This is a genomic window from Amycolatopsis endophytica, assembly GCF_013410405.1.
Taxonomy (GTDB): domain Bacteria; phylum Actinomycetota; class Actinomycetes; order Mycobacteriales; family Pseudonocardiaceae; genus Amycolatopsis_E; species Amycolatopsis_E endophytica.
The window spans coordinates 4,603,908-4,620,851 of record NZ_JACCFK010000001.1; the positions used below are offsets into that span (position 1 = coordinate 4,603,908).

The following is a 16,944-nucleotide window of genomic DNA, read 5'->3' on the forward strand; positions in this document are numbered from 1 at the left end:
GTGATCGACAACGTTCTGGTCGCCAACCGCGGTGAGATCGCCCGCCGCGTGTTCCGCACGTGCTCGGCGCTGGGCATCGCCCGTACCGCCGTGTTCTCCGACGCCGACGCTTCGTCGCCGCACGTGGCCGAGGCCGACGCGTCCGTACGGCTGCCCGGCAACACTCCCGCCGAGACGTACCTGCGCGCGGACCTGCTGGTCGCGGCGGCGCGGTCGGCGGGCGCGGACGCCGTGCACCCGGGGTACGGATTCCTGTCCGAGAACGCCGGGTTCGCCCGCGCGGTGATCGACGCGGGCCTGACGTGGATCGGTCCGCCGCCCGCGGCGATCGAGACCATGGGTTCCAAGGTCGAGTCCAAGCGGCTGATGGACGCGGCCGGGGTGCCGGTGCTGTCCGAACTGGACCCCTCCGCGGTCACCGAGGCCGATCTTCCGGTGCTGGTCAAGGCGTCCGCGGGCGGCGGCGGACGCGGGATGCGCGTCGTGCGGGCGCTGGGTGACCTGGCCGAGGCGGTGGAGGGCGCGAGCGCGGAAGCGGCTTCGGCGTTCGGCGATCCGACGGTGTTCTGCGAACGCTACCTGGAGACCGGGCGGCACATCGAGGTGCAGGTGCTCGCCGATACCCACGGCACGGTGTGGGCGCTGGGGGAGCGCGAGTGCTCGATCCAGCGGCGGCACCAGAAGGTTGTCGAGGAGGCGCCCTCGCCACTGGTGGACGAGGCGATGCGGACCGAGCTGTTCGACGCCGCGCGCAAGGCCGCGAAGGCGATCGACTACGTCGGCGCGGGCACCGTCGAGTTCCTCGCGACCGCGGACGGGTGCTTCTACTTCCTGGAGATGAACACGCGTCTGCAGGTCGAGCACCCGGTCACCGAATGCGTCACGGGACTGGACCTGGTCGCGCTGCAGATCCGGATCGCCGAGGGGGACCGGCTGCCCGCCGAGCCGCCGGTGTCCCGTGGTCATGCCATCGAGGTACGACTGTATGCCGAAGATCCGGCGGCCGGATGGCAGCCCCAGAGCGGCACGCTGCACCGGTTCGAGATCCCTGGCGTCGACACCGAGTTCGCGCTCGGCGGCGAGGCGGGACTGCGGCTGGACGCGGGTGTGGTGAGCGGCTCGGTGGTCGGTGTGCACTACGACCCGATGCTCGCCAAGGTGATCGCGTGGGCGCCGACCCGCGCGGAGGCCGCCCGGCGGCTCGCGCGGGCCCTGGCCGGGGCGCGGATCCACGGCGTGCGCACGAACCGCGATCTGCTGGTCAACGTGTTGCGGCAGGAAGCTTTCCTGGCCGGAGACATCGACACGGCGTTCTTCCACCGGCACGGACTGCAAGCGCTTTCCCGTACTGCCGCCGACGAGACCGCGGTCCGGCTTTCCGCGAGCGCGGCGGCCCTGGCCGAGGCCGCCGCCCACCGCGCGGCCGCCGCGGTGCTGGGCCGTCTGCCGGCGGGATGGCGGAACATCGTCTCGACCCCACTCCGAAAGCGCTATCTGGCCGGGGACACCGAGGTCGAGGTCGCCTACCGGCCCGGCCTGCACCTGGATGACGCGGAGGTCGTCGAGGCCACTGCGGACCGGGTCGTGCTCGACGTCGACGGGGTCCGGCGGGAGTTCACGGTCGGCCGCTACCCGGGGCTGGTGTGCGTGGACTCCGCGCTCGGCGCGGTCGACCTGGTGCCGGTCCCGCGGTTCACCGACCCCGACGCCGCGCTGGCCGCCGGGTCGCTGGTCGCGCCGATGCCGGGCACCGTGCTGCGGATCGCCGTCGCGGTCGGGGACGCTGTCGCCGCGGGCGACCCGTTGCTGTGGCTGGAAGCCATGAAGATGGAACACCGGATCACCGCGCCCGCCGACGGGGAGGTCACCGAACTGCCCGTCGAGGTGGGCGCGCAGGTCGAACCCGGCGCCGTTCTCGCCGTCGTCACGCCGAAGGAGCAAGCATGAATTTTGTGGAATCCGAAGAGCGGATCGCGCTGCGCACGGCCGTCGGCGACCTGGCCCGGGCGTACGGGCACGAGTACTACACCAAGGTGGCGCGCAGCGGCGGGCACACCAGCGACCTGTGGAACGAGGCCGGACGGCTCGGCTACCTGGGTGTCGCGGTGCCCGAGGAATACGGCGGTGGCGGTGCCGGAATCGGCGACCTGGCCGCGGTGTGCGAAGAGTTCTGCGCGGCGGGCACGCCGATGCTGCTGATGGTGGTGTCCCCGGCGATCTGTGCCACCGTCATCGCCCGCTACGGCACCGACGAGCAGAAGAACTCGTGGCTGCCCCGGTTCGCGACCGGTGAGGTGCGGATGTCCTTCGCCATCACCGAACCGGATGCCGGGTCCAATTCGCACCGTCTCAAGACGACGGCCAAACGGGACGGTGACGACTGGATCCTCAACGGGCGCAAGGTCTTCATCTCCGGCGTGGACGAGGCCGACGCGGTCCTCGTGGTCGGCCGCACCGAGGACTCCAGGACCGGCAAGCTCAAGCCCGCGTTGTTCATCGTGCCGACCGGCACGCCCGGGTTCGAGTACCGGCAGATCGAGATGGACCTGGTTTCGGCCGACAAGCAGTTTGGCCTGTTCCTCGACGACGTCCGGCTCCCGGCGGAGGCGCTGGTCGGATCCGAGGACGCGGCGCTCGCGCAGCTGTTCGCGGGCCTGAACCCGGAACGCATCATGGGCGCGTCGTTCTCGCTCGGCATCGCCCGGTACGCGCTGGACAAGGGCGTGGCCTACGCGAAGGAACGCAGCGTGTGGGGTGCGCCGATCGGTTCACACCAGGGCCTCGCGCACCCGCTGGCGCAGATCAAGATCGAGCTGGAGCTGGCCAAGTTGATGACGCAGAAGGCCGCGGCGCTCTACGACTCGGGCGACGACTTCGGGGCGGGCGAGGCCGCGAACATGGCCAAGTACGCTGGGGCCGAGGTCGCGATCAAGGCGGTCGACCAGGCCATCCAGACCCACGGCGGCAACGGGATGGCGTCGGAGTACGGCCTGGGCACCCTGCTCGGGGCCGTCCGCGTGGGCCGCATCGCCCCGGTCAGCCGCGAGATGGTCCTCAACTTCGTCGCCCAGCACTCCCTGGGCCTGCCCAAGTCGTACTAGGAGGACACGGACGTGCCGGAGCCCCGCCAGGAGCGCAGCCGGACCACCCGCCGCAAGCTCATCGAGGCAGCCGTGGACTGCATGGGCGAGGTCGGGTGGGCCGGGACCACGGTCGCGTTGATCGCGCAGCGGGCCGGGGTCTCGCGCGGGGCGGCGCAGCACCACTTCGCGACGCGGGAGGACCTGGTCACGGCCGCGGTCGAGTACGTCGGCGAGGTGCAGATCGAGGAGATGCGGCGGGGCGCGGAGGGGCTGCCCGCCGGGCGGTCACGCATCGAACCGGTCGTCGACCTGCTGCTCAACCTCTACACCGGTCCCATGTTCCGCGCCGCGCTGCACCTGTGGGTGGCGGCGTCCAGTGACGAATCGTTGCGCACCGTGCTGGTCCCGCTGCAGGCGAAGGTCGGCCGGGAGGCGCACCGGCTCGCGGTGGACCTGCTCGGCGTGGACGAGGCGCGGCCGGGGGTGCGGGAACTGGTCCAGTCGACCCTCGACCTGGCCCGTGGTCTGGGCCTGGCGAACCTCCTCGCCGACGACACCCGCCGACGACAACGGATCATCCGCCACTGGGCCCGGGTCCTCGGCCCCGCCCTCCCCGAGCCGGAGGTCACCTCAGTGGGTCAGTAACGGCGTGTCGCGTCTCACATCGTTAACACTAACGGAGCAGTGTGCGATAACAGTGGCAACTACACGTAACGACGCGAGGGGGAAGTCCCGGTGTCCGGTACAGGTGAAGAGTTGTCCCATCGGGCGAGGGCGATGCTGCGGGCGGTGGCTGCGGGCCGCGCCGTGATGTCGTCCAGCTGCGAGCCGGACCTTTTCATCGACGGCGTCCCGTGCTGCGACCAGATGGCCGCGCACGCCCTCGCCCACGGCGGCTACATCCAGCCCGCCTCCGAGGAGGCGGGCCGCGTGCCCGCCGTGCTGACCTCCGCCGGACGGGCCGTGCTCGCTCCGGCCGTGGGCCACGTGGCCTGAACCCCGGGTGGCCCTGCGGCCAGCAGGTTCACCACGGCGGAGGCCCGGTAGCCGCTGTCACGGACGGCGGCCGGACGGCGACTGTTCGGTACTGCTGAACACGTGAGCTGGCCAGGGGTGGGAGTTGGTGTCGTACACCAACGACAGCACTGTGCTCTGTCCGAAGGCGCAAGGCTTCTCTTCGGTCGGCGCACCGATCGCAGCCCGGTTGTTCTTCAAGCGTTCGAAGCAGGCCGGCCTCGGTCTGCCCGGCTCAGGGCGTCTCCACCCCGATGTCCTCGAACCACAGCTCCGGGCGCCGCTCGATGAACCCGGTCATCAGCGACACGCACGCCGGGTCGTCCAGGATCGTGATCCCCACCCCGAGCCCGGCGAGCCAGTCGTGGCCGCCGGAGAAGGTGCGCGCCTCGCCGATCACCACGTGCGCCATGCCGAACTGCCGCACCAGGCCGGAGCAGAACCAGCACGGCGACAACGTCGTCACCATCACCGTGTCGCGGTAGTGCGGTCGCCGGCCGGCGTCGCGGAACGCGGCGGTTTCCGCGTGCATCGACGGGTCGTCGTCCTGGACGCGGCGGTTGTGGCCGCGGCCGAGCAGCTCACCGTCCACAGTGAACAGCGCCGCCCCGATCGGCACGCCGCCTTCGGACCTGCCGAGCAGCGCCTCTTCGTAGGCGACGGCGAGCAGCGCGCCCGGGTCCGGTTTCAGCATGACCCCACCTTAAAGCGATCCGAAGAACTCCAGCACGTCCGCGGCCAGCAAGTCGGGCTCCTCCATCGCGGCGAAGTGACCGCCGCGGTCGAACTCCGACCAGTGCACCACGTTGTTGTCGCGCTCGGCGAGCCGGCGCACCGGGAGCATGAGGTCGTGCGGGAACACCGCGACACCCAGCGGCACTTCGAGGCGCGATCGCTCGCGCCACGTCCGCCCGGACTCCCGGTACAGGCGCGCCGACGAACCTGCCGTGCCGGTCAGCCAGTAGATCATCACGTTGGTCAGCATCAGGTCGCGGTCGACCGCGTCCTCCGGAGCGTCGGCGGAATCGGTCCAGTCCTTGAACTTCTCCACGATCCACGCCAGCTGCCCGACGGGAGAGTCGTGCAGACCGTAGGCCAGCGTCTGCGGCCGCGTCGACTGCTGCTTCATGTACCCGGACAATTCGCGCTGGTACCGCTCCCCGTGCGCGAGGCGCCGCTTCTCCTCGTCGGTGAGCTCGACCCCGTCCACCGGCACGGTTCCCAGCATGTTGACGTGCACGCCCACCACGTGCGTCGGATCGGAGATCCCCAGCTCGCGGGAGATGGCCGAGCCCCAGTCGCCGCCCTGCGCGCCGTAGCGCGAGTAGCCCAGGCGCCGCATCAGTTCGGCGAACGCGCGCGCGACGCGCGGCACGTCCCATCCGGTCTCGCCGGTCGGTCCGGAGAAGCCGTAGCCCGGGATGGCGGGGATGACCAGGTGATGCCGCGCCGACAGGGCCTCCACCACGGGCAGGAACTCCACCACCGAACCGGGCCAGCCGTGGAGGAGGACCAGCGGCAGCGCGTCCGGATCGGCCGACCGCACGTGCAGGAAGTGAATCCGCTGGCCGTCGATCTCCGTGGTGAACTGGCCGAGCTCGTTCAGCCGCGCCTCGTGCGCCCGCCAGTCGTAGTCGTGACGCCAGTAGTGGGTCAGTTCCCTGACGTAGTCCAGCGGGATGCCGTAGTCCCAGCCCACGCCCGGTAGCTGGTCGGGCCAGCGGGTCAGGTCGATGCGGGCGTGCAGATCGTCGAGCTGGGCCTGCGGGATGTCGAGGCGGAACGGGCGGATGTCGCTCATGATCCCACTCTAGAACCGGCGGGAAGGGGTGAGCGACCGCTTAGTATGTGCGGTAGGGTGGGGCCGTGGCACCGTCGCTGTCAGGGCTGCGCGCCGAGCATGCGCAGCGTCAGCTCCGCGTACTCGCGGCCGAGCACCTTGGGTGTCTTCCCGGTGCGCTCGGTGTACCAGCGCGCCACGTCGACGCCGAGCGAAAGGACCGCTCGCGCGGCGATCTTGACGTCGGCGACCACGAACAGCCCCTGGGACACGCCCTCGCTGATCACGTCCCGCACGATCTGCTCGATGCGCCGCCGCAGATCGGCCACGACCTCGTACTCCTTCTCCGGCAGCGCCTGCAGCTCGTACTGCACGACGCGCGCCACCGTGTGCCGCCGCGCGTGCCAGGCGACGAAATCCGCGACGATGCGCCGCATCCGTTCCTGGGGGTCATCAGTGCGCTTCGCGACGTCCTCGACCAGGTCGAGCGTCTGCTGGTGCCCGCTCTTGCTGATCGCGAACAGCAGCGCGGCCTTCGACGGGAAGTGCACGTACAACGCGGCCGGGCTCATGCCGGCGGCTCCGGCGATGTCGCGCGTGGTCGTGGCGTGGTAGCCGCGGGCGGCGAAGGACTCGACGCCGGCCAGCATCAGCCGCCGCGCCGCGTCCGGCTGCACCTCCGGCCAGAGTTCGGCGGACAGCGAGATCGTCATGGCGGAATCCTCCCAGTAGGGAACCGCCTCGCGGGAGACTTGACACGGCGGTCCGGCCGTTCCCATTGTAAGCGAGCGCTTAGTCAAGGTGGACAGGAGACAGGAGTCCCATGGTGAACTCGTTCAAGGACCGCGTCGCGATCGTCACCGGGGCGAGCAGGGGCATCGGCCTCGGCATCGCCCGTGAGCTGGTGCAGCGCGGCGCGCGGGTGTGCATCACCGCCCGGAAGCCGGAGCCGCTGGCCGACGCGGTGAACGAGCTGGGCGGACCCGGTGTCGCGATCGCGGTGCCCGGCAAGGCCGACGACGCGGCGCACCAGGACGAGGCCGTCGCGAAGACGGTCGAGACGTTCGGCCGGCTGGACATGCTGGTCAACAACACCGGTATCAACCCGGTCTACGGGCCGATCCTGGACGTCGACCCCGAGGCCGCGGCGAAGATCTTCGCCGTCAACGTGCTGTCGCCGCTGGCCTGGCTGCGGAAGGCACGGGACGCCTGGATGGGTGAGCACGGCGGCTCGGTCGTCAACCTCGCCTCCATCGCCGGGCTGCGCGCCTCGCCCGGGATCGGCATGTACGGCGTGAGCAAGGCAGCCGTGATCCGGATGACGCAGGAGCTGGCGGTCGAGCTGGGCCCGAAGATCCGGGTCAACGCCGTCGCACCGGCGGTGGTGAAGACCAAGTTCGCCACCGCGCTCTATGAGGGCCGTGAGGAGGAAGTTTCCGCCGCGTACCCGATGAAGCGGCTCGGTGTGCCGGAGGACGTCGCGGGCGCGGTCGCGTTCCTGCTGTCCGAGGAGGCCGGGTGGATCACCGGCCAGACGGTCGTGCTGGACGGCGGGGTCTCGCTGGGAGGCGGGCTGTGAGCTTCTCGCTGGAAGGTGCCGGTGTCGTGATCACCGGCGGTGGCGGCGGGATCGGCGCGGCACTGGCCCGGCGGTTCGCGGCCCAGGGCGCGCGGATCGTGCTGGCCGACCTCGATGCCGCGGCCGTCGAGGCGGTGGCCGGCGAGGTCGGTGGTGTCGCGATCGCCGGTGATGCGGCCGGTGTGGACGGTGTCGCTGCACTGATCTCGCGGGCGACCGAGGAGCTGGGCGCGATCGATTTGTACTGCGCCAACGCCGGGATCGCCCCGCACGGCGGGCCGGAGTCACCGGAGGAGGTGTGGGCGCGGGCGTGGGACGTGAACGTGATGGCACACGTGCGGGCGGCTCACCGGTTGTTGCCCGGCTGGCTGGAGCGTGGCCGGGGCCGGTTCCTGGCGACGGTGTCCGCGGCGGGGTTGTTGACCAGCCTGGGTTCGGCGCCGTACTCGGTGACCAAGCACGGGGCGCTGGCGTTCGCGGAGTGGCTGAGCGCGACCTACCGGCACCGGGGCGTCACGGTGCAGGCGGTCTGCCCGCAGGGGGTGAAGACGAACATGCTGGCCGCGACGGGCACCGGCGGTCAGCTGATCATGGGCGCCTCGGCGATCGAACCGTCGCAGGTGGCGGACAGCGTGATCGAGGGGTTCGCGGACGACCGGTTCCTGATCCTGCCGCACCCGGAGGTCGCCGAGTACTACGCGACGCGGGCCACGCAGACCGACCGGTGGCTGGGCGGGATGAACAAGCTGCAGCGCAAGGTGGAGCAGGCCCTGGCCGAGTGACGCCCGGTTATGCTGTGGCGGCGACGAAGGGATGCGGATGACCGAGGAACCGGTGCCGGCGCGTCTGTTGTCGGTGGCGACGCGGTTGTTCGCGGAGCGGGGGTTCGACCGCACCTCGGTGCAGGAAATCGTCGCCACGGCGGGCGTCACCAAGGGCGCGATGTACCATTACTTCGGTTCCAAGGACGATTTGCTGCACGAGATCTACAGTCGTGTGCTGCGCCTGCAGACCGAGCAACTGGAGAGGGTCGTCCACAATGGCCGGACGGTGACGCAGCGCCTGCGCTCGGCGGCTTTGGACGTCGTCGTGAGCAGCATCGAAAACCTGGACGACACCACGGTTTTCTTCCAGTCGATGCACCAGCTCAGCCCCGAGAAGCGCAAAGCGGTGCGGGCGGAGCGGCGGCGGTATCATGTGCTGTTCCGCTCACTGATCGAGGAAGGCCAGCGCGAGGGCGTCTTCCGGGCGGACAAACCGGCGGACATCGTGGTGGACTTCTTCTTCGGTTCCGTGCACCACCTGAGCGTCTGGTACCGGGCCGATGGGCGGTTGAGCGCCCAGGAGGTCGGCGCCCATTACGCCGACTTGCTGGTGACTTCGCTGCGCCCATGACCGGCGGCGCACACCACCCAGCGACCCCTCACGAAGGTGAGATGACCGGACAGTCCCTCGATCTCTGAACCCGCGCTTCGCTCGGCGAGGTGACGGCTGGGCGCGTCGGCGTCGAGCAGTCGGTCGCCTTGGGTTCGACCGCCCCCGCCCCTCCTCGCGGATTCGGCTTGGGATGAGGGGCGGGGGAGGTCTGGGCCGGTCGGTTTTCGGCTTGCGTTGCCCGCCGCCGCTCGCCGGGAGCGGCCAACACGCTGCCGGGAGCGGCCAACACGGCGTGGCGCCGTGTTGGCCGCTCCGGTCGCCGTGTTTGCTGTTGCGGTGGGCGTGTTGGCTGTTCCGGGGCGGTGGGGCCACTGCCCCGAGCGTGGGGGGTCAGGCGGGTGGGAGGTTCACCAAGTCCGCCAAAGCCGCCCGGTGGCGGCCGGGTGTGCCCAGTGCCAGTTCGGAGCTCTTGGCGCGTTTCAGGTACAGGTGGGCGGGGTGTTCCCAGGTCATGCCGATACCGCCGTGCAGTTGCACGGCCTGCTCGGCCGCGTGGAGGGCCACCGTCGAGCAGGTGGAGGCGGCGACGGCCACTGCGACGGGGACATCGTCGATCCCGGTGGCGAGTGCGTCGGCGGCGTAGCGGGCCGTGGCGCGGGCCGAGACGATTTCCAGGTACAGGTCCGCCAACCGGTGCTTGAGGGCCTGGAACGAGCCCACTGGGCGGCCGAACTGGTAGCGCTGCTTCAAGTACGCGACCGTTTCGTCCAGGCACCATTGGGCGACGCCGACCTGTTCCGACGCCAGCAAACCCGCGCCGACCAGCAGCGTCTGCCGCAGGACGGCCTCGGCGTCGGTGCCGCTGGCCAGGAGGCGGGAAGGGGCGTTGTCGAGCGAGACGTCGGCCAGGCGGCGGGTCAGGTCCAAGGATACCGCCTCGGTGACCGTCGCCGCGGCCTTCTCCACGACGTACAGACCTGGACCGTCCGGGCCGACGGCGGGCACGATCAGCACGTCCGCTGCGGAAGCATCGGCCACCGTGCGGACCGCGCCGCTCAGCGCGCCCTCGGTGTTGGCCTCGACCCCGCCGGGGAAACCAGTGCCGGGGGCGGAAGTCAGCGGCACGGCCAGCGCACCGATCAGCTCACCGCCCGCCAAGCGCGGCAACAACTCCGCGTCACCGGCAGCCAGCAACGCCGACGTGGCCAGCACCGCGCTCCCGAGGAACGGCACCGGCGCCACCGACCGGCCCAGCTCCTCCATCACCACCGCCACCTCGCGGTACGACGCGCCCTGCCCGCCCAGCGACTCCGGCACCGCGAGCCCGGCCAGGCCGAGGTCGGTGGCCAGCGTGCGCCACAGTTTCAGATCGTAGGGCTCGGCGCTCTCGGTCCGGGCCAGGACCGACGTGAAACCGGCCTGGTCGGTCAGGAGATCGCGCACGCTCGCGCGCAGGTCCTCCTCGACCTCGGAGTACAGCAGATCACTCACCGCGGCAGGTCCTTCCACGCGACGTCCTTGTCCACCCGCGGTTCGGACGGCAGCCCGAGCACGCGTTCGGAGATGATGTTGCGCAGCACCTCGGAGGTGCCGCCCTCGATGGAGTTGCCCTTCGCCCGCAGGTACCGGTAACCAGGGCCGCGCCCCAGCATGTCCACCTTCTCCGGCCTGCGCAACGTCCAGTCGTCGTACCGCAGACCGTCCTCACCGGACAGTTCGATTTCCAGTCCGGTCAGCGCCTGCTGCAGGTTCGCGAACGCCAGCTTCATCGCCGAACCCTCCGGGCCGGGCGCGCCGACCGCGAGCTGCTGGCGCAACCGCGTCCCCGCCAGGCGCGCCGCCTCCGCCTCGACCCACAGTTTCAGCAACCGGTCGTGCAACTCCGGCGTCCGCAGCTCCGGACGGTCCCGCCACGTCTTTGAAACCATCCCGATGAGACCGCCCTCGCGCGGGATCGCGTTGCCGCCGATCGCCACGCGCTCGTTCATCAGCGTCGTCTGCGCGACCTTCCAGCCCTCGCCGACCGCGCCGAGACGGTTCGCGTCCGGGATCCGCACCCCGGACAGGAACACCTCGTTGAACTCGGCCTCACCGGTCAGCTGCCGCAGCGGCCGCACCTCGACACCCGGGTCCGTCATATCGCAGATGAAGTACGTCATGCCCTGGTGTTTGGGCACATCCGGGTTGGACCGGGTGACCAGGATCGCGAACCGGGCGATGTGCGCGACCGAGGTCCACACCTTCTGCCCGTTGACCACCCACGAGTCACCGTCCTGGACGGCGCGGGTGCCCAGCGCGGCGAGGTCGGATCCGGCGCCCGGCTCGCTGAACAGCTGGCACCACACCTCCTCGCCCGTCCACAATGGACGCAGATAGCGCTTCTTCTGTTCCTCCGTACCGAACCGCAGGATCGTCGGCGCGGCCATGCCGAGACCGATGCCGATCCGGCGCGGGTTGTTGTCCGGCGCGCCCGCCTTCGCCAGCTCGGCCTCGACCACGTTCTGCAGCTCGCGCGGCGCGTCCAGCCCGCCGAGGCCGGCCGGGTAGTGCACCCAGGCCAGTCCGGCGTCGAACCGTGCCCGCAGGAACTCCAGCCGCTCGGTGCTCGCGGGCGGGTGGGCGGCGAGCAGGTCGGCCACCCGCGCCCGCAGGTCGTCGGCGGTCAGGGTGCTCATCGGGCCTCCGATCGGTACTTCTTGAGCTCGCGGTGGGCGAGCGAGCGCTTGTGGACCTCGTCCGGGCCGTCGGCGAACCGCAGCGTGCGGATCCCCGCCCACATCTCGGCCAGCGGGAAGTCCTGGGACAACCCGCCCGCGCCGTGCGCCTGGATCGCCTTGTCCAGGATCCACTCGACGGTCTTCGGGGTGGCGATCTTGATCGACTGGATCTCGGTGTGCGCGCCGCGGTTGCCGGCGGTGTCCATCAGCCACGCCGTCTTGAGCACCAGCAACCGTAGCTGCTCGACCTTCACCCGCGATTCGGCGATCCAGTCCTGCACCACGCCCTGCTCGGCGATGGGCTTGCCGAACGTGGACCGGCTCAGCGTCCGGCGGCACATCATCTCGATCGCGCGCTCGGCGATGCCGATCGAGCGCATGCAGTGGTGGATCCGGCCGGGCCCCAGCCGTGCCTGGGCGATGGCGAACCCGTCGCCCTCCTCGCCGATCAGGTTGTCGGCGGGCACCCGCACCTCGTCGAAGACCACCTCGGCGTGCCCGCCGTGCGAGCCGTCGTCGTAGCCGAAGACGTGCATGCCGCGCTTGACGTGCACGCCCGGCGTGTCCCGCGGCACCAGGATCTGGCTCTGCTGCCGGTGCGGTGCGGCGTCCGGATCGGTCTTGCCCATCACGATGAAGATCCGGCAGTTCGGGTTCATCGCGCCGGTGATGTAGAACTTGCGGCCGGTGATGACGTAGGAGTCCCCGTCGCGGCGGATGCTGGTCCCGATGTTGCGCGCGTCGGAGGAGGCCACGTCCGGCTCGGTCATCGCGAACGCCGAGCGGATCTCGCCGTCCAGCAGCGGTTGCAGCCACTGCTTACGCTGCTGCTCGGTGCCGAACATCGACAGCACTTCCATGTTCCCGGTGTCCGGCGCGGCACAGTTGAGCGCGATCGGCGCCAGGCTGGGGCTGCGGCCGGTGATCTCGGCCAGCGGCGCGTACTGCAGGTTCGTGAGTCCGACACCGTGCTCGCCCGGCAGGAAGAAGTTCCACAGGCCGCGCTTGCGTGCCTCGGCCTTGAGGTCCTCGACGACCGGCGGGAACGTCCACTCGTTCTCGCGCTCGGCGAGCTGCTCCTCGTAGACCTGCTCGGCGGGGTAGATGTGGGAGTCCATGAACTCGAGGAGCTTCTCGCGCAGTTCCTCGGTCTTGGCGTCGTAGGCGAAATCCATGATCAGTCCTTCAGGGTTTCGAGGCCGAGCGTGACGAGGGGGACGACCGCGGCGCCGATCTGGTCGAAGCCCTCGCCGACGGTCTGGCCCTGGCTGAAGCGGTAGTAGATGCCCTCCAGGATCACCGCGAGCTTGAAGAACGCGAACCCGACGTACCAGTCCAGCGCCGAGACGTCCCGTCCGGAGCGGGCGGCGTACTGCGCGATCACCTCGTCCGTGCCCGGGTAGCCGGGTGCGGTGCTGACGTTGGACACGATCTCCAGGTCGACCTTGCCGCGTTCGGCGTAGGCGACGAGCAGGGCCAGGTCCGTCAGCGGATCGCCGAGCGTGGACATCTCCCAGTCCAGCACGGCGGTGATGCGGTCCCGGGAATCGACCAGGACGTTGTCCAGGCGGTAGTCGCCGTGCACGACCGCCGCCGGGCCGGAGGCCGGGATCGCGCGGGCCAGCTGCTCGCGCAGATCGTCGATGCCCGGCAGGTCCCGGCTGCGGGAACCGTCGAGCTGCTTGCCCCACCGGCGCACCTGCCGTTCCAGGAACCCTTCCGGGCGGCCGAAATCGCCGAGCCCGACGGCGGACGGGTCGACCGCGTGCAGGTCGACCAGGGTGTCCACCAGCGCTCCGGCGATCGCCTTCGTGCGGTGCTCGCCGAGCGGTTCCAGCTCGCTCGCCGACCGGTAGGGCGTGCCCTCGACGAACTCCATGACGTAGAACGGCGCGCCGATCACGTCGGTGTCCTGGCACAGGGTGATCGTCCGTGGCACCGGCACGGCGGTGTGCCCGAGCGCGCTGATCACGCGGTGCTCGCGGGACATGTCGTGCGCGGTGGGCAGGACATGCCCGAGCGGCGGGCGCCGGACGACCCACCGGCCCGTGCCGTCGCCGACGACGTAGGTCAGGTTCGACCGGCCGCCCTGCACCACCTCGCCGGTCAGGGGACCCTGGACGAGCCCGGGGGAGTGCTCGTCCAGGTGATCGCGCAGGCGCGCGAGGTCGAGTCCGGGCAGTTCCTGGGTCACTGGGCCTCCTTGCCTTCGTTGCTATACCGACCAGTCGGTATGTCACACGGTAGCGGACGCGCCCGCGGGCGCGTCCTCCGTCAGGCGATGTAGCGCACGACCCACTCGGCCACGCACGCCGGCTTGGCCTCGCCGTCGATCTCGATCGTCCACCGCACCACGGCCTGCTTGCCGCCGGGCACGTCGGTGACCTCGGCCAGCTCCGCGCTGCCGCGGATCTTCGAGCCGACCTTGACCGCCTGCGGGAACCGGACCTTGTTCAGGCCGTAGTTGACGCCCATGGTCAGGTTCTCGACGCGGTAGGTGGCCGCCGACAGCTTCGGGAGCACCGACAGCGTCAGGAACCCGTGCGCGATCGGGCCGCCGAAGGGGCCCTGCGCGGCCTTCTCGATGTCGACGTGGATCCACTGGTGGTCGCCCGTGGCGTCGGCGAAGAGGTTGACCTGGTCCTGGGTGACGGTGTGCCAGTCGCTGGTGCCGAGCGGCTCGCCCACGGCCGCGGTGAACTCGTCCAGTCCGGAGAAGACGCGCATGCTCAGTCCTTCGGTCCGCCGGCGACGTAGATGACCTGGCCGGACACGAAGCCCGCGCCCTCACTGACCAGGAACGACACGGTGTGGGCGATATCGTCCGGCGTGCCGGTGCGCTGCACCGGGATCTCCTTGGCCGCGAACGCCTTGAAGTCCTCGAACGGCACGCCCAGCCGCTCGGCGGTGGCCGCGGTCATGTCGGTCTCGATGAAACCGGGGGCGATCGCGTTGGCGGTGATGCCGAACTTGCCCAGCTCGATGGCCAGCGTCTTGGTGAAGCCCTGCATGCCGGCCTTGGCCGCGGAGTAGTTGACCTGGCCGCGGTTGCCCAGCGCCGAGGTGCTGGACAGGTTCACGATCCGGCCCCAGCGTTGCTCGGTCATGTACTTCTGCGCCGCGCGGGTCATCAGGAACGAGCCCTTGAGGTGCACGCCCAGCACCGAGTCCCAGTCCTGCTCGGTCATCTTGAAGATCAGGTTGTCGCGGGTGATCCCGGCGTTGTTGACGAGCACCGTCGGCGCGCCCAGTTCCTCGGCGACCCGCGCCACGGCGGCCTCGACCTGCTCGGCGTTGCTGACGTCCAGCGCCACGCCGATCGCCCTGCCGCCTGCCGAGACGATGTCCTCGGCGCCCTGCTTGACGGACTCCTCGTTGAGGTCCAGCAGTGCGACGGCGAATCCGTCGGAGGCCAGCTTGCGGGCGACGGCGGCGCCGATACCCCGGCCGGCGCCGGTCACGATCGCGACCCGGGAGTGGGACTCGGTCACGGGAACTCCTCCTCGACGATGAGTGCGGTAAGCGAGCGCTTAGAAAGTTACCCGCCTTCCACCCGGCGCGCCTAAGTGACCTGGGTCACCCGGCCGGAGTTCGATCGTAGTAACGGCACCGCCAGCGTGGCGAGCGCGAGCAGTTCGGTGGCCGCGAGCAGCCGCTCGACCAGGCCCAGCGGGATCGTCCGCCACCACGGCCCGCCGCCGGCGAGCATGTAGCCGACCGCGCCGAGGATGAGCCCGAACCAGGCCAGCGAGACGATCGCCAGCACGCGGGCCGCCCATCGCCAGCGCGGCGAGTCCGGGAAGATGCGGCGCGCGGCCAGCAGCAGCCCGACCGGCAGGCACACGAACCCGACGACGCTGGAGTAGCGGTGCACCGTGCCGCCCAGGCTCGGGCCGACGGACCAGTCGGTCTTCGGGAACGCCACGATCACCAGCAGGCTCACCGTCCACAGTGCACCGAGCAGGACCGCGGCCGAGCGCACCGGCAGCGCGCGCATCAGCACGTGCGCGGCGAACAGCACCGCGGACCCGATGGCGATCAGCAGGACCGCGATATCGAAGATCCACTTGTTGGTGCTCAGCGCGTATTCGCTGATCGTGCGGTCCAGCACGCTGATCCGGTCGGTCGGCGGGAGGAACTGCAGGAGCAGTACCAGCGCGGCGCCGACGGCGAGCGCGGCCAGGCAGGCCAGCGCGAGGATCCTCGGGGCGCGGGAGGGGGCCGGGTTCGCGGCGGTCACGACGACCAGTCTAGGCGGGCCGGTGTTGGTGTTTTGTGACCTTCTGGGCGTTTCCGGCGGGGGCTAGGATCTGAAGGCGTGGAGCAACGGGTTCTCGGCCGCACCGGCCGCGCGGTTTCGGTCGTCGGGCTCGGCACGTGGCAGCTGGGGGCGGACTGGGGCGAGGTCGGCGAGGCCGACGCGCTCGCCGTGCTGGAAGCCGCCGTCGAGTCGGGCGTCACCTTCTTCGACACCGCCGACGTCTATGGCGACGGGCGCAGCGAGCAGATCATCGGGCGGTTCCGGCGGGACCACCCCGACGTGTTCGTGGCGACCAAGATGGGCCGCCGCGCGCCGCTGGACCCGGCCGAGTACACGCTGGACAACTTCCGCGCGTGGACCGACCGATCCCGTGACAACCTCGGCGTCGACGTGCTGGACCTGGTGCAGCTGCACTGTCCGCCGACGGCGGTGTATTCCAGCGACGCCGTGTTCGACGCTCTCGACGCACTGGTCGCGGAGAAGCGGATCGCCGCCTACGGGGTGAGCGTCGAGACCTGCGACGAAGCGCTCACCGCGATCGCCCGGCCGGGCACCGCGAGCGTGCAGATCATCCTCAACCCGTTCCGGCTCAAGCCCCTGGAGCGCGTGCTGCCCGCGGCGGCCGAAGCCGGGGTCGGGATCATCGCGCGGGTGCCACTGGCCTCAGGCCTGTTGTCCGGCCGCTACACGAAGGACACGGTGTTCGCCGCGAACGACCACCGGACGTTCAACCGCCACGGCGAGGCGTTCGACCAGGGCGAGACCTTCTCCGGCGTGGACTTCGCGACCGGCGTGGAGGCGGCCGCGGAGTTCGCGGAACTGGCCCCGGCCGGAGCGACGCCCGCGCGGACGGCGCTGCGGTGGATCGTCCAGCAGCCGGGCGTGACCTCGGTGATCCCGGGAGCCCGCTCGCCCGAGCAGGCGCGGGCCAACGCGGCCGCCGCCGGGCTCGCGCCGTTGTCACCGTCCACTCTGGACGCCGTGCGCGACCTGTACGATCGGCGGATCCGCGCCCGGGTGCACGACCGCTGGTAGGTCCCTTCGCGACTCTGGGGGAACGGTGGGCACCCGCGTCGTCGAGGTCTGTCCACACGGGACCTCTTGCGACACCTGACTGATGGCTGTGGAGCCGC

The 16,944-nt window shown here is 70.6% G+C and carries 18 protein-coding genes; 8 read left to right on the forward strand and 10 right to left on the reverse strand.

The genetic code is table 11. The features are described 5' to 3' along the window. From HNR02_RS22655 to HNR02_RS22670, 4 genes are all read left to right on the forward strand, one after another. Complete coding sequence (locus HNR02_RS22655; RefSeq protein WP_179775137.1) at nucleotides 1-1,947, forward strand: acetyl/propionyl/methylcrotonyl-CoA carboxylase subunit alpha; 1,947 nt, start codon at nucleotides 1-3, stop codon at nucleotides 1,945-1,947. Further along, on the forward strand, nucleotides 1,944-3,101 hold the full coding sequence (locus tag HNR02_RS22660; RefSeq protein ID WP_179775138.1) for an acyl-CoA dehydrogenase family protein: 1,158 nt from the start codon (nucleotides 1,944-1,946) through the stop codon (nucleotides 3,099-3,101). The genes HNR02_RS22655 and HNR02_RS22660 overlap by 4 nt, the downstream gene beginning before the upstream one ends. 12 nt (nucleotides 3,102-3,113) lie before the next feature. After that, entirely contained in the window at nucleotides 3,114-3,728 is a 615-nt protein-coding gene (locus HNR02_RS22665) for a TetR/AcrR family transcriptional regulator (RefSeq protein ID WP_179775139.1), read from the forward strand. Nucleotides 3,729-3,818: 90 nt separating this feature from the next. After that, nucleotides 3,819-4,079, forward strand: a complete 261-nt coding sequence (locus HNR02_RS22670) for a hypothetical protein (protein ID WP_179775140.1) — start codon at nucleotides 3,819-3,821, stop codon at nucleotides 4,077-4,079. Nucleotides 4,080-4,332: 253 nt separating this feature from the next. On the opposite strand, the gene HNR02_RS22675 is transcribed toward HNR02_RS22670, so the two are convergent. The 3 genes from HNR02_RS22675 to HNR02_RS22685 form a co-directional block, all read right to left on the reverse strand. Further along, entirely contained in the window at nucleotides 4,333-4,791 is a 459-nt protein-coding gene (locus HNR02_RS22675; protein ID WP_179775141.1) for a nucleoside deaminase, read from the reverse strand. A gap of 9 nt (nucleotides 4,792-4,800) precedes the next feature. After that, the gene (locus HNR02_RS22680; RefSeq protein ID WP_179775142.1) at nucleotides 4,801-5,898 is read right to left on the reverse strand and encodes an epoxide hydrolase family protein; all 1,098 of its coding nucleotides are present in this window, start codon (nucleotides 5,896-5,898) and stop codon (nucleotides 4,801-4,803) included. Between the two features lie 80 nt (nucleotides 5,899-5,978). Then, nucleotides 5,979-6,590, reverse strand: coding sequence for a TetR/AcrR family transcriptional regulator (locus tag HNR02_RS22685; protein ID WP_179775143.1), 612 nt, complete (start codon nucleotides 6,588-6,590; stop codon nucleotides 5,979-5,981). A gap of 110 nt (nucleotides 6,591-6,700) precedes the next feature. Between HNR02_RS22685 and HNR02_RS22690 the strand changes: the two genes are divergently transcribed. From HNR02_RS22690 to HNR02_RS22700, 3 genes are read left to right on the forward strand one after another with little or no spacing between them, the layout of a single operon-like run. Then, nucleotides 6,701-7,456 (forward strand): SDR family oxidoreductase, encoded by a 756-nt coding sequence (locus HNR02_RS22690; RefSeq protein WP_179775144.1) that lies wholly within the window; start codon nucleotides 6,701-6,703, stop codon nucleotides 7,454-7,456. After that, complete coding sequence (locus HNR02_RS22695; protein WP_179775145.1) at nucleotides 7,453-8,238, forward strand: SDR family NAD(P)-dependent oxidoreductase; 786 nt, start codon at nucleotides 7,453-7,455, stop codon at nucleotides 8,236-8,238. The genes HNR02_RS22690 and HNR02_RS22695 overlap by 4 nt, the downstream gene beginning before the upstream one ends. Before the next feature lie 37 nt (nucleotides 8,239-8,275). Further along, nucleotides 8,276-8,851, forward strand: coding sequence for a TetR/AcrR family transcriptional regulator (locus HNR02_RS22700; RefSeq protein WP_179775146.1), 576 nt, complete (start codon nucleotides 8,276-8,278; stop codon nucleotides 8,849-8,851). A 372-nt stretch (nucleotides 8,852-9,223) separates the two neighbouring features. Here the strand turns inward: HNR02_RS22700 and HNR02_RS22705 are convergent, their stop codons facing one another. The 7 genes from HNR02_RS22705 to HNR02_RS22735 form a co-directional block, all read right to left on the reverse strand. Next, nucleotides 9,224-10,324: an acyl-CoA dehydrogenase family protein gene (locus tag HNR02_RS22705; protein ID WP_179775147.1), complete on the reverse strand. Its 1,101-nt coding sequence runs from the start codon at nucleotides 10,322-10,324 to the stop codon at nucleotides 9,224-9,226. Beyond that, on the reverse strand, nucleotides 10,321-11,508 hold the full coding sequence (locus HNR02_RS22710) for an acyl-CoA dehydrogenase family protein (RefSeq protein WP_179775148.1): 1,188 nt from the start codon (nucleotides 11,506-11,508) through the stop codon (nucleotides 10,321-10,323). Before HNR02_RS22710 ends, HNR02_RS22705 begins: the two co-directional genes overlap by 4 nt. Then, nucleotides 11,505-12,725, reverse strand: a complete 1,221-nt coding sequence (locus HNR02_RS22715) for an acyl-CoA dehydrogenase family protein (RefSeq protein WP_179775149.1) — start codon at nucleotides 12,723-12,725, stop codon at nucleotides 11,505-11,507. Before HNR02_RS22715 ends, HNR02_RS22710 begins: the two co-directional genes overlap by 4 nt. 2 nt (nucleotides 12,726-12,727) lie before the next feature. Beyond that, nucleotides 12,728-13,744 carry a phosphotransferase family protein gene (locus HNR02_RS22720; protein WP_179775150.1) on the reverse strand — a complete coding sequence of 339 codons (1,017 nt, stop codon included), beginning with the start codon at nucleotides 13,742-13,744 and terminating at the stop codon, nucleotides 12,728-12,730. Between the two features lie 80 nt (nucleotides 13,745-13,824). Continuing rightward, nucleotides 13,825-14,277 carry a MaoC family dehydratase gene (locus HNR02_RS22725; protein WP_179775151.1) on the reverse strand — a complete coding sequence of 151 codons (453 nt, stop codon included), beginning with the start codon at nucleotides 14,275-14,277 and terminating at the stop codon, nucleotides 13,825-13,827. Between the two features lie 2 nt (nucleotides 14,278-14,279). Then, nucleotides 14,280-15,041 carry a beta-ketoacyl-ACP reductase gene (locus HNR02_RS22730; RefSeq protein WP_179775152.1) on the reverse strand — a complete coding sequence of 254 codons (762 nt, stop codon included), beginning with the start codon at nucleotides 15,039-15,041 and terminating at the stop codon, nucleotides 14,280-14,282. 71 nt (nucleotides 15,042-15,112) lie between these two features. Next, nucleotides 15,113-15,790 carry a DUF998 domain-containing protein gene (locus tag HNR02_RS22735; protein WP_179775153.1) on the reverse strand — a complete coding sequence of 226 codons (678 nt, stop codon included), beginning with the start codon at nucleotides 15,788-15,790 and terminating at the stop codon, nucleotides 15,113-15,115. A 78-nt stretch (nucleotides 15,791-15,868) separates the two neighbouring features. On the opposite strand from HNR02_RS22735, the gene HNR02_RS22740 reads away from it, so the two are divergent. Then, complete coding sequence (locus HNR02_RS22740) at nucleotides 15,869-16,846, forward strand: aldo/keto reductase (RefSeq protein ID WP_179775154.1); 978 nt, start codon at nucleotides 15,869-15,871, stop codon at nucleotides 16,844-16,846. Nucleotides 16,847-16,944: the final 98 nt, after the last annotated feature.

Excerpts from the sequence above, each read along its gene's own strand:
- HNR02_RS22660 (WP_179775138.1), top strand. The coding sequence starts at position 1,944 with ATGAATTTTGTGGAATCCGAAGAGCGGATCGCGCTGCGCACGGCCGTC.
- HNR02_RS22675 (WP_179775141.1), bottom strand. The coding sequence starts at position 4,791 with ATGCTGAAACCGGACCCGGGCGCGCTGCTCGCCGTCGCCTACGAAGAG.
- HNR02_RS22680 (WP_179775142.1), bottom strand. The coding sequence starts at position 5,898 with ATGAGCGACATCCGCCCGTTCCGCCTCGACATCCCGCAGGCCCAGCTC.
- HNR02_RS22685 (WP_179775143.1), bottom strand. The coding sequence starts at position 6,590 with ATGACGATCTCGCTGTCCGCCGAACTCTGGCCGGAGGTGCAGCCGGAC.
- HNR02_RS22690 (WP_179775144.1), top strand. The coding sequence starts at position 6,701 with ATGGTGAACTCGTTCAAGGACCGCGTCGCGATCGTCACCGGGGCGAGC.
- HNR02_RS22700 (WP_179775146.1), top strand. The coding sequence starts at position 8,276 with ATGACCGAGGAACCGGTGCCGGCGCGTCTGTTGTCGGTGGCGACGCGG.
- HNR02_RS22710 (WP_179775148.1), bottom strand. The coding sequence starts at position 11,508 with ATGAGCACCCTGACCGCCGACGACCTGCGGGCGCGGGTGGCCGACCTG.
- HNR02_RS22715 (WP_179775149.1), bottom strand. The coding sequence starts at position 12,725 with ATGGATTTCGCCTACGACGCCAAGACCGAGGAACTGCGCGAGAAGCTC.
- HNR02_RS22725 (WP_179775151.1), bottom strand. The coding sequence starts at position 14,277 with ATGCGCGTCTTCTCCGGACTGGACGAGTTCACCGCGGCCGTGGGCGAG.